The sequence below is a fragment of the Eggerthella sinensis genome (assembly GCF_003339815.1).
Taxonomy (GTDB): domain Bacteria; phylum Actinomycetota; class Coriobacteriia; order Coriobacteriales; family Eggerthellaceae; genus Eggerthella; species Eggerthella sinensis.
In genome coordinates, this window is sequence record NZ_PPTT01000038.1 from 1 (window position 1) to 15,493 (window position 15,493).

General features: G+C 68.2%; 13 protein-coding genes. 3 read left to right on the forward strand and 10 right to left on the reverse strand.

The features are described from left to right. The 7 genes from C1876_RS15720 to C1876_RS15750 form a co-directional block, all read right to left on the reverse strand. Positions 1-1,483 (reverse strand): YifB family Mg chelatase-like AAA ATPase (locus C1876_RS15720; RefSeq protein ID WP_148707951.1); only part of this gene is annotated, 1,483 nt, incomplete at its 3' end. Then, positions 1,480-2,112 carry a YraN family protein gene (locus C1876_RS15725; RefSeq protein WP_114547672.1) on the reverse strand — a complete coding sequence of 211 codons (633 nt, stop codon included), beginning with the start codon at positions 2,110-2,112 and terminating at the stop codon, positions 1,480-1,482. The genes C1876_RS15725 and C1876_RS15720, both read right to left, overlap by 4 nt. A 293-nt stretch (positions 2,113-2,405) precedes the next feature. Continuing rightward, a complete protein-coding gene (locus tag C1876_RS15730) occupies positions 2,406-3,194 on the reverse strand; it encodes a ribonuclease HII (protein ID WP_114547673.1) in 789 nt (262 codons plus the stop codon). A 140-nt stretch (positions 3,195-3,334) separates the two neighbouring features. Further along, on the reverse strand, positions 3,335-3,682 hold the full coding sequence (rplS, locus tag C1876_RS15735) for a 50S ribosomal protein L19 (RefSeq protein ID WP_114547674.1): 348 nt from the start codon (positions 3,680-3,682) through the stop codon (positions 3,335-3,337). A 179-nt stretch (positions 3,683-3,861) separates the two neighbouring features. Further along, positions 3,862-4,194, reverse strand: coding sequence for an AzlD domain-containing protein (locus C1876_RS15740; protein ID WP_114547675.1), 333 nt, complete (start codon positions 4,192-4,194; stop codon positions 3,862-3,864). Continuing rightward, positions 4,194-4,880: an AzlC family ABC transporter permease gene (locus C1876_RS15745; RefSeq protein ID WP_114547676.1), complete on the reverse strand. Its 687-nt coding sequence runs from the start codon at positions 4,878-4,880 to the stop codon at positions 4,194-4,196. The genes C1876_RS15740 and C1876_RS15745 overlap by 1 nt, the downstream gene beginning before the upstream one ends. A 108-nt stretch (positions 4,881-4,988) precedes the next feature. Continuing rightward, positions 4,989-6,620 carry an FAD-dependent oxidoreductase gene (locus tag C1876_RS15750; RefSeq protein ID WP_244910179.1) on the reverse strand — a complete coding sequence of 544 codons (1,632 nt, stop codon included), beginning with the start codon at positions 6,618-6,620 and terminating at the stop codon, positions 4,989-4,991. A 284-nt stretch (positions 6,621-6,904) separates the two neighbouring features. Here C1876_RS15750 and C1876_RS15755 point away from each other — a divergent pair, with 284 nt between their 5' ends. After that, entirely contained in the window at positions 6,905-8,272 is a 1,368-nt protein-coding gene (locus C1876_RS15755; RefSeq protein WP_158544716.1) for a helix-turn-helix transcriptional regulator, read from the forward strand. A gap of 84 nt (positions 8,273-8,356) precedes the next feature. Here the strand turns inward: C1876_RS15755 and C1876_RS15760 are convergent, their stop codons facing one another. Further along, positions 8,357-9,400, reverse strand: a complete 1,044-nt coding sequence (locus C1876_RS15760) for a deoxyguanosinetriphosphate triphosphohydrolase (protein WP_114547679.1) — start codon at positions 9,398-9,400, stop codon at positions 8,357-8,359. After that, positions 9,355-10,503, reverse strand: a complete 1,149-nt coding sequence (gene mtnA, locus C1876_RS15765; RefSeq protein ID WP_114547680.1) for an S-methyl-5-thioribose-1-phosphate isomerase — start codon at positions 10,501-10,503, stop codon at positions 9,355-9,357. The genes C1876_RS15760 and mtnA overlap by 46 nt, the downstream gene beginning before the upstream one ends. A 309-nt stretch (positions 10,504-10,812) precedes the next feature. Here mtnA and C1876_RS15770 point away from each other — a divergent pair, with 309 nt between their 5' ends. Together C1876_RS15770 and C1876_RS15775 are read left to right on the forward strand one after the other, a co-directional pair. Continuing rightward, positions 10,813-13,521, forward strand: coding sequence for a cation-translocating P-type ATPase (locus C1876_RS15770; RefSeq protein WP_211309565.1), 2,709 nt, complete (start codon positions 10,813-10,815; stop codon positions 13,519-13,521). Positions 13,522-13,636: 115 nt separating this feature from the next. Beyond that, positions 13,637-14,596, forward strand: coding sequence for a MarR family winged helix-turn-helix transcriptional regulator (locus tag C1876_RS15775; RefSeq protein WP_114547681.1), 960 nt, complete (start codon positions 13,637-13,639; stop codon positions 14,594-14,596). Between the two features lie 164 nt (positions 14,597-14,760). On the opposite strand, the gene C1876_RS15780 is transcribed toward C1876_RS15775, so the two are convergent. Then, positions 14,761-15,492, reverse strand: a complete 732-nt coding sequence (locus C1876_RS15780) for a hypothetical protein (RefSeq protein ID WP_114547682.1) — start codon at positions 15,490-15,492, stop codon at positions 14,761-14,763. Position 15,493: the final 1 nt, after the last annotated feature.

Sequence of the window (15,493 nt, forward strand, 5' to 3'; positions counted from 1 at the left end):
GCCTGAACCCGATGGCCTCGCACAGATGGGCGCGCTCGACGCGGGCGCGTTCCTCCATGTCGGCTATCGTGCGGGCGAGCGCGAGCGTGCGCATGATGGCGCGCCCGCTCAGACGGCTCGCCTGAGCCGCCCCTTCGAGGAACCCCTCGTCCTGCGTGGTGAGCGCGCACGCGCGCACGAGCGCCTCCGACGTGCGGCCGCCCGCTTCGTCCTCCCCCGCCCGGGCACGCCGCCACGACGAGAACTCCCGCGCGCGCAGCACATCGCGGCGCAGCTCCTCCGAACTCGTGCCCCGCCCCGTGGCCAGCACCTCGCCCGGAGGGATGCGGCGCACCGCGATATGCACGTCGATGCGGTCCATGATGGGGCCGCCGATGCGGTTGCGGTACAGCTGCATCTGCCGTTGCGTGCACGTGCACGGCTCCTCGTCGTCGCCGTAATAGCCGCACGGGCACGGGTTCGTCGCCGCCACCAGCATGAAGCGCGCGGGGAACTCCACGTTGCCGTCGGCGCGCGTGATGGTGACCCGGCCCGACTCGAGCGGTTGGCGGATGCCCTGCAGCACCGACGGGCTGAACTCCGCCAGCTCGTCGAGGAACAGCACGCCGTTGTTCGCCAGCGATATCTCGCCGGGGCGCAGCGGCGTGCCGCCGCCGATGAGCCCCGCAAGGCTCGCCGAGTGGTGCGGGCGGCGAAACGGTCGCACGCCGCCCAGCACGGGCTCAACCGCTTCGCCCGCCACCGAGTGCACCACCGCCGTCTCGATGGCCTCGGCCTCGGCGAGCGGCGGCAGGATGGACGGCATCCGCGAGGCGAGCATCGTCTTGCCCGAACCGGGCGGCCCCGTCATGAGCACGCCGTGCCCGCCCGCCGCGGCGATCTGCAACGCGCGCTTCGCCATGTCGTGGCCGGCGATGTCCCGAAAGTCGAGCGCGGGCGCCGTCTGCGGCGACGCGGCGGACGTCGTCACGGGAAACGGCCCCGTGCGAAACCCCGCAAGCGAGCGCGCGCCGCGCCGCACGAGCCCTTCGATGGCGACGAACCCCTGCTCCACCGGCGCGCATACGAGGTCGACCCCCAGCCTCCGCGCGCACAGCGCGTAGGCGAGCAGCCCCGGCACCGGCCGCACGGCGCCCTCGAGCGACAGCTCGCCCACGAGCAGCTGCCCCTCGACGAGACGCGGGTCGAGCTGCCCGGAAGCGCAGAGGATGCCCGCCGCGATGGGCAGGTCGAACCCCGACCCCGTCTTGCGCAGCGCGCTCGGCGCCAGGTTCACCACCACCTTGCTCGCCGGCATCGCGAAGCCGCAGGAGCGCAGCGCCGCCTTCACGCGCTCGCGCGACTCCTGCACCGAAGCGTCGGCCATGCCCACGAGCGAGAACCCGGGCACCCCGTTCGACACCACCACCTCCACGTCCACCGGCACGGCCTCCACGCCGCGCAGCGTCGCCGCCCGCACGACGCACTGCCCCTGCGCGTTCATTCCGCGGAGAACGCGTTGATATGGTGGCGGATCATCGCGCGGTCGGGCCCGATCACGACGAGGGAGATGATGTCGAAGCGCACGGGCACGTCCACCACGTCGTAGCCTTGCAGGAACAGCGCGGCGATGCGCTCGTAGCGCTCGCGCTTCTCCGCGTCCACCGCCTCCGACGGCAGGCCCCTCTCGCAGCTCGAACGCGTCTTCACCTCCACGAACACGACGGTTTCCTCGTCCCGCGCGACGATGTCGGCCTCGCCTGCCGCGCACGTCCAGTTGCGCTCGACGATCTCGTAGCCGCGCCGGTCGAGAAAGCGCGCGGCGGCGTCTTCGCCCCGGCGCCCCAAATCGGCGTTGCGCAAGCCTGCGGGCTTCTTCCGAGCGGGCGCCTCGCCCGCCTCGTCCTCGTCGCCACCCGCCGCCTTGCGCGCCCCCGACCCCACGCCGCGCGGCGTGGCGGCTTCCCCGCTGCGCCTCCTCCGCGTCGTCTTGCCGCGCGGCGCCGTCTGCTCGGGAGGCTCGGCCCACTCCTCCGCCCGCGCCTCGTCGCGCTCTCCCGCCCGCTCCTCCACCCGGTCCTCAGCCGGCTCTTCCGTTCGCTCTCGTTCGATGGTCGCCGCTTTTCGGCTCATGGCCCCACGCCCCTTTCGTCTCTCCTTCCATGATAGAGACGCCATCCAGCGCATCGATGGCGTGCGTCCAGCGAAACGCTCCGCCGTATCCGACCGAACGGCGGCCTCGCGTCGGCGCGCCGTCTACGCGCCGCACCGCGATTTCCGCCGCGAATCCAGCGCGGCGCACCCCCGAATCCAGCACGCATCCAGCGCCGCCCCGCCCCCATGGCGCAAAAAAGCCGTCCAACCAGGTCGGCAGACCGGTCGAACGGCTTTCGAAGCAGCGGGCGCACCGCGAAAAGGGGCGAGCCTCAGAACAGCGAAGCCTGCGTGAACGCGGTGCAGAACGTCGCGCGATGGATGGGCGTCAGCCCGTAGCGCTTGATGGCCTCGATGTGCGCCGCGCTCGCATAGCCCTTGCAGGCGTCGAACCCGTACTCGGGATACTCTTCGGCGTAGCGGCACATGAGCGCGTCGCGCTCCACCTTCGCCACGATGGAGGCCGCCGCGATGGAGGCGCACTTGCCGTCGCCCTTCACCACGTTCACCTCGCGCTCGTCGAGGCGCAGGGGGTTGCCGTCGAGCAGCACCACGTCGGGGTGCACGCCGGCCTCTTCGATGTGCGCGACCGCCCGCCTGAACGCGAGCAGCAGCGACGCCGTCATGCCGCACGCGTCGATGTCGGCCGCTTCCACGTACTCCACCGTCCACGCCACGGCCACGGCCTTCACCTGCACGGCGATGCGCTCGCGCGCCTCGGGCTTCACCTGCTTCGAGTCGTTCAGCCCGTCGATGAACGGTTCGGGCGGCAGCACGACGGCGCCCACGGCCAGCGGCCCGGCGAGCGGCCCGCGTCCCACCTCGTCAAGGCCTACGATCACCCCGCTGCCACGCCCTTCGGCCAGCGCGCGCTCGTAGGCGTACAGCGATGCGAGCCGCTGCCGCTCGGCGGCGTCGGCGGCCAAGCGCTGCCGTGCGCGCTCCACCGCATCGCGCACGCCCTTGCGCGTATCGGCCACGAGCGAGCGCTCGAGCACGGCGAACGCCTGCTCATCGGCCTCGTGCAGCCGTTGCTTGATATCGGCGACGGTCGGTCCCATGAAAATTCCTCTCCCTGCTCTGCTTCGAGCGACCATGATACCAGAAGGCCGCCGGCGCTGACGCGAACCGTCGGTCGAAAAAGAACCCCTCGCCACCGGGGTGACGAGGGGTTCGGGCACATCCGTTGTGGATTGCGGGCCTAGCGGTAGGCCTTCTCCTTGATTTTCGCGGCCTTGCCCACCTTCTTGCGAAGGTAGTACAGCTTGGCGCGACGCACGTCGCCCTTGCGCACGACTTCGATGCGCTCGATCTTCGGGGAGTGCACGGGGAACGTACGCTCCACGCCGATGGAGAAGCTGATCTTGCGGACGGTGAACGTCTCGCGGTTGGAGGCACCCTGACGGCGGATAACGTCACCCTGGAACACCTGGATACGCTCGCGGTTGCCCTCGGTAATGCGGTAGTGAACCTTCACGTTGTCGCCCACGTTGAATTCAGGGACGTCCTGCTTGATCTGCTGCTGTTCGATGGCGCGAATGATATCCATGACCCGTTCCTTCTTATATGTTCAATGAAAACTTATGCATGTCATCTTGGAAAGACACGATTGGATAGTATACCGTCAACGGATTGGTACTGCAAGGATAATTCCAAGGTCTTTCTCAAAAACTTGGGCTCTCCACGCATACTACGGAATCCGGGGGCCTTCACCGCCCCGCTTCGACGCTATATGAGCGTGAGCAGCGCGTACGCGGCCACGCCCGAGACGGCGCACCACAGAAGCGACTTCGTCTTCCACGCCACCGCCGCCACCACGAGCGCGGCCACGAGCGGCGCGGCGGCCGGCCAGAGGCCCGCGTCGAACATGCCGGGCGTCAGCAGGTCGTTCGCCACGAGGGCGGCGAAGGCGGCCGGCGGGATGAAGCCGAGCGCCTGCTCGACCCCCTGCGGCAGCTCCTTGCCCTTGAGCACGAACAGCGGCACCACGCGGCAGACGAGCATGGTGACCGAGCAGCACACGAGCACGATGAAGAAATCGCCCCAACCCATCGTCGCCATCAGCCGCGCTCCTTCGCCCAGGTGAATAGCAGGGCCGCCATCACGCCCACGAGCGCGCCCACGAGGATGGCCGGCCCGGTCAGGCCGATGGTCTTGCACGTGTACACGCCCACGATGGCGAACGCCGCGGCCACGAGGTTCGCCGCCGTCACCTTCTGCGTGACCAGCAGGCAGATGAAGATGGACGTCATGGCGAACGAGGCGATGGCGAGCGGGATGCCGATGGCGTTGCCCACGAGCACGCCCACCACGTTCGACAGCGCCCACGAGCTTTGCGACAGCAGGTTCACGAGCGTCGCGCGCCCCACCGACCAGCCGCCCTCCTCGAACTTCGCCGTGTTCACGCCGTAGCTCTCGTCGGTGACGGTGGCGGCGAACAAAAACGCGAGGCGTTTCTTCACCCGCTCGCAGCGCGGCGCGAACGACGCCGAGTACAGCATCTGCCGCGTGTTCACCAGCGACACGCTGGCGATGATGGACGCGAGCGGCGAGCCCGCCAGCCACATGTTCGGGATCATGAACTGCCCCGCGCCCGAGTAGAACACGGCCGAGAGCATGAACACCTGCAGTTCGTTCATGCCGATGGAGGCGCTCAGGATGCCGCAGGGTATGCCGATGGCGACGTAGCCCAGCATGATGGGCAGCGCCGCGGAAAACGATTGCTTGATGTGGTCCCCTGAAAGCATAGTCAGATGATTATACAAGTATTGTGCACATGCGCAATGCCGTTTGCGCCACATCCTGCGCCGCATGCTGGCCCGCGCGGCCCGCGAGGCGTACACTGCAGGCGCGGGCTACCGAGCGGCGGCAAGCGCGTTTCGTGCGGCGATGCGGCCGAAGACGCAGCATTCGCTGATGTTGCCCGTGCCTTGGTACATGGCACCCCAAATGGAACCGAATTCCCCCGACGAGTACAGGTTTCCAATAGGCTGTCCGTAGGGGTCGAGCACGCGCGCGTCGGCATCGCGCACCGGTCCTCCGTCGGTGTTGAGCAGCGTCGGCGTGCAGCGCATCGCGTAGAACGGCGCCGTGGCCACGCGCGTCATGTGCTCGGCCGGGCGGTAGAACGCCCGATCCTCACCCGCTTCACAGAACTCGTTCCAAACATCCACCGTCTTCGTCAGCTCGTCGGCCGGGACATCGATAAGCCGGGCAAGCTCCTCGATGGTTGCAGCGGCATAGGCCCATCCGTCGGCTACCGGATCGGTCGTGAGCCCTTCGGGCAGCGCGCCTGCGGCAAGCCCGTCGGCATCGAATACGAACCAGGCCGTTTCGGGAAGCTGCAGATGGATCCATCGCCCTCCCCACTGCGTCGCGCCATGGCGGTACCCTACATTCGTGCGCAGGTCGCTGCCGATGGGCAGCACGTCGCCCGCAGCGCATGCATCCCAGTCGTTGTAGAAACGACGCCCGTTGACGCCGACCGTGATGCCGAACTCCTTGGTGAGGCCCGTCTGCTGCGTCTGGGTGAACGCCGTGTTCTCGAGGTTGCGAGGCGCAAGCCAGAACGCCGCGCCCGCATGCATATGCCACATGGCGGCGCCGGCCTTCGCGCAGGCGCGGTGTCCGTCGGCGGTGTTTTCCGTGGCCGCCGCAGGGGTCGCTCCGAGCACGCCGAAGTAGGTTTCCATATATTCGGCATCATTCTCGAAGCCGCCGGTGCACATGACCACGCCGCCTTTTGCACGATAGTACTTGTTCGAGCCCTCTCCCGCCACAACGCCGAGAATCGCCCCGGAATCAGGGTCTTGCACCAGCGCGCTCATCGGACAGTTCTTCCGATACTCGACGCTTTCCTGCGCTTCGACATAGTGCTGAAGGAACACCGCGATGTGCGCCGGGCCCTTCTTGTCCTCGCCGCCGGTGAACTTAAGCGCACCCATGTACTGCGCGCCGTCGATCTCGGGATACTCCGGGTTCTGATTGCTCTGATTGCCCTCGTAGCCGAGCGGAAACACGCTCATATACGGCTCTGCACCGAGGGCCTTCAGCCATTCGACATGTTCGGTGATGCCTTCGCAGTACGCTTTCAACACGTCCTCGGGCGTGCAATCCGCATCGCCCTGCAACCCCTTGATATACGTTTCGAAGATGGCATCGGCGTCTTCGGCGATCATGCAAAAGCCCGATGATTGGAAGCTGTTGCCCCCGCAGTTCGACGCCTTCTCAAGCAGAAGGCACGTCGCGCCGTCGCCCTCCGAAGCCACGGTAGCTGCCGTGGCCAGCCCGGCGATGCCTCCCCCGACCACGATCACCTCGCATTCGCCATCCCAGGCGATGTCGTTCACCGACTGCGCCGCATCGTTCGCGCTCGTCTGCCCTTGAGGCGCGCAGCCGACGACCGACGTGGCAGCCCCTGCGAGCAGGGCGACCCCCGCCGTCTTGATAAAAGCCCGTCGCGTCGGTGTTACGTGGAGATTGCTCATGATCATCCCTTTCCTTCTTTGCGCGGAACCCACCGCGCTCTTCGATGCCTTTCAACTGACCGGACGCAGCGTAGCGGGCCGAAGGGCAACCCCGACAGCCCCGATAGGGGTTCTTCGGGCACCCGAAAGGGGTACATTTTACAAATTGCCTGATGAACGACGTGGTACGAAGAGCGTACTCGCCAAGAGGAATGCGCCGACAAGGGTCATCCCTGTGCTATGCTTTCACCATGGGAAGAGTCAGGGGACACCGCCAACAGCTTGGGATCGACGCATCCGCACCGATGTCGACGATCGTGTCGTACTGCGGCATCTGGACGCAGCACGTGTGGATATTCTGGATCAACACGAACAACCATGCGTTGCCGCCCTCCATCCCCTGGCAAAGCCTTTACCTCGTGCTGTCCCTGGCCATGATCGTCATGGGCATCGGATGCGCGCGATCAACGCGAACGCGCACCGAGGGAAGGGGACACGTGCGCGACCTTGCGGCGGCAGCCGGCACCTCGCTCGCCACGGTCGCCGTCGTCGTTTCGAACACGGTTCCCGGACTCGCGTCGCTCGCAGCTGCAGCGCTTCTGATCGGAGGGATCGGCTTCGCGTGGCTTTATCTGGAATGGGGCGTCTTCTACAGCCGTCTTGACCTGCGCCAAGCCATCGCGTTCCTCTTCATCGGCGGCATTGCGGCGGCCGGCGTCAAGGAAGCGCTCGCCCTGCTTCCCGCATTTGCGAGCGGATTGCTGGCGGCAACCACCCCCGTGCTGTCGATGCTCATGTGCCGGCGCGCGCTCGCTTCGCCGCCGCACGCGCCGCGAGCCGCCATCCACTTCACCGCCCAAAACATATCCGCGCTCTGGAAAGCGGTTGCAACGTTCGTCGTGTTCAGCATTGCGAACGCCTCCATGCTTTCGTTGCAGCCCCCAAGCGCAATCACGGAAACCATGGGGGTGTTTACGGGAGAGCGGGCGCTCGAATTGGCGCTGTGCGCCTGCGTGCTCCTGTACGTGTTCAAGGGAAGACGCTCCTTCGACTTCAACCAGCTCTGGCGCATCGTGCTGCTGTTGTTGGCCACGGACTTCCTCGTGAACATCCTTTATCCGACCTCTCCCATCCAGCCGTTTTTCGCCGGCGTCTCGCTCAATTTCGTCGTGCTGTTCGTATGGCTGGTGCTTGCCGACGTAAGCCGGCACAGCGACCTTCCACCCGCCCTCGTGTTCGGCATCGGCTGGAGTTGCTACACGCTTCCCTTCTTCTTAGGGTCGTGCATCGTAGGCATGGGCGGGTTTACGAGGGAATCGACCGGGTACTTCGCGGTGCTCATGTACGTCGTTGCCATGGTTGCGGCGTTTTGCCTGGAAGCACGCGACCAGAACACCAAGCAGATATTCCTCGACCTCAACGACGAGGCACACGCGGCACCTGAAGACTTCACGAGCATCGACCGTCGCTGCGAGGCGCTCGGCCGGCAGCGTGGGCTCACCACGCGCGAGGTCGAGGTCATGCAGATGCTGTGCAAGGGTCGCAGCAAAGCCTACATCGCTGAAACGCTGTTCGTGACCGAGAACACGGTCAAAGGACATGCGAAACGCCTGTACACGAAGCTCGACGTGCACAGCAAAAAAGAGCTACAGCAGCTCGTGGACGCCTACTGAACATCCGCACACCGCTCCTCCTCGCGACCCCTCGCGCCCTTCGCTTGAGCCCCTCGCGAGCCGCTCGCGGCGGGAGCAGGGCCTCTAATAATGCAAAGCGTTGGGGATGAACAGGCGTTGGTAGAGGTTTTTGGCGTAGCGGTCGGTCATGCCGGCGATGAGGTCGGTGACGGCGCGCAGGTCGTCGCCGTCGGAGATGGCGCGGTACTCCTCGGGCACTTCGTCGATGTGGGCGACGTAGTGATCGAACAGGTCGTCCACGAGGTGCGTCGCCTTCGCCACCTCGTTCGTGACCTCGGGGGCGTTGTACACGCGCTCGAACAAGAACGCGCGCAGCTCCATCATGGCGTTCCACACCGCGTCGCTCATGCGGATGTCGTCGAGCGCGGCCGACGTCTCCACCATGTCGAACACGAGCGTCTCGATGCGCGACGAGTGGTCGGGGCCGAGCATGGCGTGCGTTGAGGCCGGCAGGTCCGCCTCGCGCAGGATGCCCGCCCGGATGGCGTCGTCGATGTCGTGGTTCACGTAGGCGATGCGGTCGGCGGTGCCCACGATGCGGCCCTCGAGCGTCTCGGCGCGCAGGTCGCCCGTGTGGTTCACGATACCGTCGCGCACTTCGGGCGTGAGGTTGAGGCCCTTGCCGCCGTTCTCGATGCGCTCGACCACGCGCAGGCTCTGCTCGTTGTGGCGGTAGTACCCCTCGGCCTCGGGCGAGGTCGGATCGACGCCCTTGTGCCGGGCGATGCAGCGCGCAAGCGCCTCCTCGCCGGTGTGGCCGAACGGGGTGTGCCCCAGGTCGTGGCCGAGCGAGATGGCCTCGGTGAGGTCTTCGTTCAAGCCGAGCGCCCGCGCGATGGTGCGCGCGATCTGCGCCACCTCGAGCGTGTGCGTGAGCCGGGTGCGGAAGTGGTCGCCCTCGGCGGCCAGGAACACCTGCGTCTTGTGCGACAGGCGGCGGAACGATTTCGTGTGGAGGATCTTGTCGCGGTCGCGCTGGAAATCGGTGCGCAGGATATCGGGCTCGGTGGAACGGTCGCGACCGTCGGACTCGTCGGCGAACGTCGCGTCGCACGCGAGCGCTACATGCTCCCGCTGCTCCTGATCCTCACGATGGATGATGCGCATTCGGATCCTCCTCGCTCTTGTCGTTCACGCAGTTCAGTATAGCAGTTCTGCGCATCGAGCACGCCGCATTCCGTGATGATGGCGGTGATGAGGGCGGCGGGGGTCACGTCGAAGGCGGGGTTCCACACGTCCACGCCTTCGAGGGGATGCGCTGTCACCTCGCTCGGCGCGCGCTCCTCGATGGGGATGCCCGCCCCGTCGGCCACGTCGGGATCGATGGTGTTCGTGGGCGCCGCCACGTAGAACGGGATGCCGTGGTGGCGCGCGAGCACGGCCACGCCGTAGGTGCCGATCTTGTTCGCCGTGTCGCCGTTGGCCGCGATGCGATCGGCACCCACCACGACGGCGTCCACCTCGCCGCGCGCCATGAGGCTTGCGGCCATGTTGTCGCAGATGAGCGTCACGGGGACGCCCACGCGCGCCAGCTCCCACGCCGTGAGGCGCGCGCCCTGCCCCACGGGGCGCGTCTCGTCGGCGTACACGCGCGCCACCTTGCCCTCGGCCGCGGCCGCGTACACCACGCCGAGCGCCGTGCCGTAGAAGGCGGTGGCCAGGCTGCCCGCGTTGCAGTGCGTGAGGATGCGGCTGTTCGGCTCGAGAAGCGCCGCGCCGTTCTCCCCGATGGCGCGGTTCACGTCCTCGTCGGCGGCCTCGAGGCACTTCGCGTACTCGTAGAGGTGCTCGGCGGCGCGCGGCTCGTCCACCCCGCCCTCGATCAGCATGCGCGCGATCTCCGTCGCCCGCGACACGGCCCAGAACAGGTTCACCGCCGTGGGGCGGGCGTTCACGATGACGTCCGACGCCTCCTCGAGCGAGGCGAGACGTTCCGCGCGGTCGAGGCGCTCGCCCCGCACGAACCGCCGCGCCTCCTCCGCCGCCCACAGCGCCACGGCGGCCCCGCCCGCCACGCCGATGGCCGGCGCGCCGCGCACCGCCAGCGTCTTGATGGCATCGACCGTCGCGCGCCAATCGGACGCGCGCGCGAACACGAGCTCGCCGGGGAGCTTGCGCTGGTCGACGTACACCAGCTCGTAGTCGCCGCGTGCGCCGCGCACGAGTTCGACGGTGCGGGGAAGCCTCTCAAGGTGGAGCTCGGTGTCCATGGCGCGTCCTTTCGTTCGGTGCCGCCCATTCTACCGGAAATCGCCCCGCTATCGCGATCGAGGCACCCCCGATTCGAGGCAGTTTTCGGCGGAAATCGATCACTCGCGGCCGCCGGCCCCGGGTCGATTGAGGGAGCGTCGGCGGAATACCAGGCCACGGGCGCCCGAGACGCGCAGAACCTCCGACGAGAGCCGCTGCGCCGTCGCGTAGCGCGCAGGTAATGGTTGGAAAACCGGAGCATGACGGCTCGACGGACGTCGCGCCCGCTCGCCTACACTGAGCGCGTCACACGTTGAAAGGACCGCTCCATGAAACCGAACTCCACGCTCGCACCAACGGACGCCGATCGCGCGCGCGAGCCATGGCACGCGATGACGGCCGACGCCGTGCTCGCCGACGTCAACTCGTCGCCCGAGGGCATCAGCGAGCTCGAAGCCGCGCGCCGCCTTGTCGCGAACGGCCCCAACGAGCTGAACGCGAAACCGCCGCGCACGCTCATGCAGATGGTGAAGGAGCAGGTGGGCGACCCCATGGTGCTCATCCTGCTCGTGGCCGCGGCGCTCTCGGCGCTGCTGCGCGAGTGGGGCGAGGCGGGCATCATCTTCGCCATCGTGGTGGTGAACGCCGGCATCGGCATCGTGCAGGAGCGCAAAGCGCAATCATCCCTCGAAGCGCTGCGCAACATGAGCGCGCCCTCGGCGCGCGTCGTTCGCGACGGCTCCGAGGCTATCGTGGCCGCACGCGACCTCGTGGTAGGCGATGTCGTGGTGCTCGACGACGGCAGCATGGCGCCCGCCGACCTGCGCCTGCTGTCGTCGTCGGGGCTGCGTATGCAGGAAGCGGCCCTCACGGGCGAGTCGGTGCCCGTGGAGAAGGACGCCTCCGCGACGGCGGCCCCCGGGGCCCCGCTCGGCGATCGCACGGACATGGCTTTCGCCACCGCCATCGTCACGGGAGGCCGCGGCACGGGCGTGGTCGTTGCCGCGGGCATGGACACGGAAGTCGGTCAGATCGCCGGTCTTCTGGAGGGCGACGAAGAGCTGGACACCCCGCTCAAGCGCAAGCTGGCCTCGTTCGGCAAGCTGCTCACCATCGTGGGCGTCGTCGCGGCGCTCGCGGTTCTGGCCATCGGCATGGCCTACGGCCGCCCCTTCGCGCCGATGCTGCTCCTGGCAATCTCGCTGGCCATCTCGGTGATCCCCGAGAGCCTGCCGGCCACCGCCACCATCGTCATGGCGCTGGGCGTGCAGCGCATGGCCAAGCACGAGGCGCTCGTACGTCGCCTGCCGGCCGTGGAAACCCTCGGCGGCGCCACCGTCATCTGCTCGGACAAGACCGGCACCCTCACCGAGAACCGCATGAGCGTGGTGCGCGCAGCGCTCGGCCCCGACATCGACCGCGAAGAGGCCGTGGCGCCGGCGCGCGCCCTCGAAGAGCATCCCAACCTGTTCGGGTATCTGGCGTTCGCGGCGGTGCTGTGCAACGATGCGCAGTTCGCCGACGGCTCGGGCGACGAAGCCGCAGCCGCCTCGCCCGACACCGTCATCGGCGACCCCACCGAAGGCGCGCTGCTCGTCATGGCGCGCGACGCGCGCATCGACCCCGCCGCCCTGCGCGCAACCTACCCGCGCCTCGCCGAGCGCCCCTTCGATTCCGACCGCAAACGCATGACCACCATGCACGAGCGCGACGGCGAAGTGGTGGCTGCCGTGAAGGGATCGCTCGACGGCATGCTGCCGCGCTGCTCCTTCGTCATGGACGAAGACGGCCCGCGGCCCATGACCGAGGACGACCGCACGCGCGCCCTCGCCGTGGCCGCCCAGCTCTCCGACGAGGCGCTGCGCGTGCTCGCGTTCGCCATGCGCGCCGTGCCCGCCGTGCCGCCCGAAGACGAGGACGTCGAACGCGACCTCACGTTCATCGGCCTCGTGGGCATGATGGATCCGCCGCGCGCCGACGTGCGCGACGCCGTGGACACCTGCCGCACCGCGGGCGTGCGCACCGTCATGATCACCGGCGACCACGCCGCCACGGCGCGCGCGATCGGCGAGGAGCTGGACATCTACCGGCCGGGCGACCTCGTGGTCACCGGCGAGGAGCTGGAGCAGATGGACGACCGGGAGCTCGACGCAGCCGCAAGCCGCGCGAGCGTGTTCGCCCGCGTGTCCCCCTTCCACAAGCTGCGCATCGTGCGCGCCCTCAAGCACGCCGGCGAGATCGTGGCCATGACGGGCGACGGCGTGAACGACGCGCCGGCCCTCAAAGCGGCCGACATCGGCGTGGCCATGGGCATCACCGGCACCGACGTGGCGAAGGACGCCGCAGACATGATCCTCTTGGACGACCGCTTCACCACCATCGTATACGCGGTGCGCGAAGGCAGGCGCGTGTTCCGCAACATCCAGAAGGTGGTGGCGTTCCTCGTGGCCGACAACGTGGCGCAGATCGTCATGCTCATGGTAGCCGTCGCGCTCAATTGGGACGCGCCTATCACCGCCGTGATGATCCTCTGGGTTAACCTGGCCACCGCCACGCTGCCCGCCCTCGCGCTTGGCGTGGAGCCCGCCAGCCGCCACATCATGGAGCATCCGCCCACCCGCTCGGGAACGCTGCTCGAGGCGCACCTAGCTCGTCGCGTCATCGTGCAAGGACTGTTCGTCGCGGCGTTCGGGCTCGCCGCGTACCTGATCGGCACGCAGGCGGCCGGCGAGGAGGTCGGGCGCACGATGGCGTTCGGCGTGGTGGCGTTCTCGCAGGTGCTGCGCGCGCTCAACCAGCGCTCCACCACCGACCCGGTGTGGGACCGCGAGGGCGGCCGCAACCCGTGGCTGGGCTGGGCCGTGGCCGCATCGACCGCGCTCATGCTGATCGTGTTGCTGGTGCCGCCCTTCGTGGACGCTTTCGGCGGGGCGCTCCTGAACCCCTGGCAATGGACCGTCATGCTGGCCCTCGCCCTGCTCTCGCTCGTGCAGACCGAGCTGGCGAAGGCCATCGGGAGGATTCGGGCGGCTCGCTAGACCGTCAACGGGAACGCGGCGTGGAGAGTTTGCGCGCCCGCGCCGCGTTCCCGCCCCTCGTCGCCGCAGAAGGGCTACTATCGTTTCATCGCTGAAACAACCGACGAGGAGCACCATGCACGACACCGCGCCCGCGCCCGACCCTGCGCCCGAACACGAGGACCTGCAACTCGATTCGACGTTCTTCGTCGCGTTCGACCTCACCCATCGCGCGCTGAAAAGCGGGCTCGACCAGGCGAGCGACCTCAACGTGACGCAGTACCGCATGCTCGTGAAGCTGCTGGCCGCGCGCACGCAGGGCGTGCCTCAGACCGAACTCGCGAAGCTGCTCGACCTCAAGGCCAACGTGGTGACCCAGGCGATGAACGCGCTCGTGGGCGCCGGGTTCGCCGAGCGCTGCCACGGCCCGAACAGCGACGGGCGCGTGCGCGTCGCCCGCATCACCGAAGCGGGCGAGCAGCACGTCGCGGTGGTGAACGACTCCATCGTGGCGCAGCTGTACGCGCTCTTCCCCACCGAGGACGCCGGCTTCCGCAGCATCCTCGAAGCGTCCATCGCCGCCGGCGCAAGTATCGACCCGCCGCTGTCGGGCCCCGCGACCAGCCGTTACGCCGCCTCGCGCGCCCTCGTGTCGCTCGAGCTGGTGAAGCGGGCCATGGAACACGCCCTGAACGCCACGTGCGGCGCGTCCCTCAACGAGTGCCGCGTGCTGCAGCGCCTCGGCGAGGTGGACGAGCCCTTGCGGGTCGGCGACATCGCGAGCCAGCTGCAGATGTCGCCGGTCGCCGTGGCCCGGGCGGTCGACCGGCTGGCCGAGCGCGAGCGGGTCGTGCGGCTTGCCAGTCCCCGCGACCGCAAGGCCGTGTTCGTCGCCGCCACCCCGCACGGCGAACGCGAGCAGAAGCTCATCGCCCGCACCATCGACCTGCTCGCGCGCAAGCAGCTGTGGAGCAGGCTCGACGACGGCCAACGCCGCGCCCTCGCCCGCACCTGGCGCGTGGTCATCTCCGACGTGCAGGCGCGCAAGGAAGCCGAACGCAAAGCAGCGCTGGGAATGCTCCAGGTGATGGAGTAGGGATGCACCTCCCCCTGTTGCGGATGTGGAGCCTGCGCCTCCCCCTGTTGCGTCCGCGGGGGGCGCTTGCGGGCGCATGAGCCAACGCGGACGCAAAGAGAAGAGCGCGGGCTCGCAAAGGGGAAAGATGCGGACGCAATGGGAAGAGTAAGGGACGCCCTTCCCTACCTCCTGCTCTTTTTCACCAGCGCGCTTGCTCCCAGCATGATGGCCACGTTCGCCACCACGTCGGCGACGAACCAGGCGGCCACGACCCCCAGCTGCACGCTCGCGGTGTTGATCGACGCGAACGTGCCCACCGTGAGCACCATGACCACGAGCCCGCACGCCAGCGCCGCCACAACCAGCTCGCGGCCGAGGCCGCTGCCGCCGCGGGCCTTCGCGCGGGCGACGCAGGCGCACACCGTCATCGACGCCGCGCCGAGCAGCGTGCCGATGAACGCCGCGAACACGATCACGCCCGCCACGATGACCGCCGTGCCGGGCAGTTTCGAGCTCATGGACGCCACCTGCACGGCCGACAGTATCCCGCTCGCCATCACGAACGCGCACACGACGGCCACGAGCGCCGCCGCCCAGCCCCACAGAAACGCCGCGGCCGGCCGGCCCGCGCCCTCAGCGCCGCGCCAGCACAGAAAGCCCTGCAGCGCCACGCCCGCCGTCGACACCGTGAGCACGAGCCCCGCCAGCGCCATGAACGCGACCAGCGTCGAGCCCGTCAAAATGGAGCAGATCACGTCGAGCATGGGCACGCCCGACGCGGAGATGTAGTCGTAGGACAACGTGCCCGTCAGGTCCATGACCGCCAGGCCGATCCTCCCGACGAGGGCCACCGCCAAGGCGAGGGCGAACAGCGTCCCGTACGGACGCGCCATGCCTTTCATCTGCTGCAGCATG

Bases quoted from the DNA above. Each gene is read 5' to 3' on its own strand.
- C1876_RS15725 (WP_114547672.1), bottom strand. From the start codon at position 2,112: ATGAGCCGAAAAGCGGCGACCATCGAACGAGAGCGAACGGAAGAGCCG.
- C1876_RS15760 (WP_114547679.1), bottom strand. From the start codon at position 9,400: ATGCGCATCATCCATCGTGAGGATCAGGAGCAGCGGGAGCATGTAGCG.
- C1876_RS15755 (WP_158544716.1), top strand. From the start codon at position 6,905: ATGTCGACGATCGTGTCGTACTGCGGCATCTGGACGCAGCACGTGTGG.
- C1876_RS15730 (WP_114547673.1), bottom strand. From the start codon at position 3,194: ATGGGACCGACCGTCGCCGATATCAAGCAACGGCTGCACGAGGCCGAT.
- mtnA (WP_114547680.1), bottom strand. From the start codon at position 10,503: ATGGACACCGAGCTCCACCTTGAGAGGCTTCCCCGCACCGTCGAACTC.
- C1876_RS15780 (WP_114547682.1), bottom strand. From the start codon at position 15,492: ATGCTGCAGCAGATGAAAGGCATGGCGCGTCCGTACGGGACGCTGTTC.
- rplS (WP_114547674.1), bottom strand. From the start codon at position 3,682: ATGGATATCATTCGCGCCATCGAACAGCAGCAGATCAAGCAGGACGTC.
- C1876_RS15775 (WP_114547681.1), top strand. From the start codon at position 13,637: ATGCACGACACCGCGCCCGCGCCCGACCCTGCGCCCGAACACGAGGAC.
- C1876_RS15745 (WP_114547676.1), bottom strand. From the start codon at position 4,880: ATGCTTTCAGGGGACCACATCAAGCAATCGTTTTCCGCGGCGCTGCCC.
- C1876_RS15740 (WP_114547675.1), bottom strand. From the start codon at position 4,194: ATGGCGACGATGGGTTGGGGCGATTTCTTCATCGTGCTCGTGTGCTGC.
- C1876_RS15770 (WP_211309565.1), top strand. From the start codon at position 10,813: ATGAAACCGAACTCCACGCTCGCACCAACGGACGCCGATCGCGCGCGC.
- C1876_RS15750 (WP_244910179.1), bottom strand. From the start codon at position 6,620: ATGAGCAATCTCCACGTAACACCGACGCGACGGGCTTTTATCAAGACG.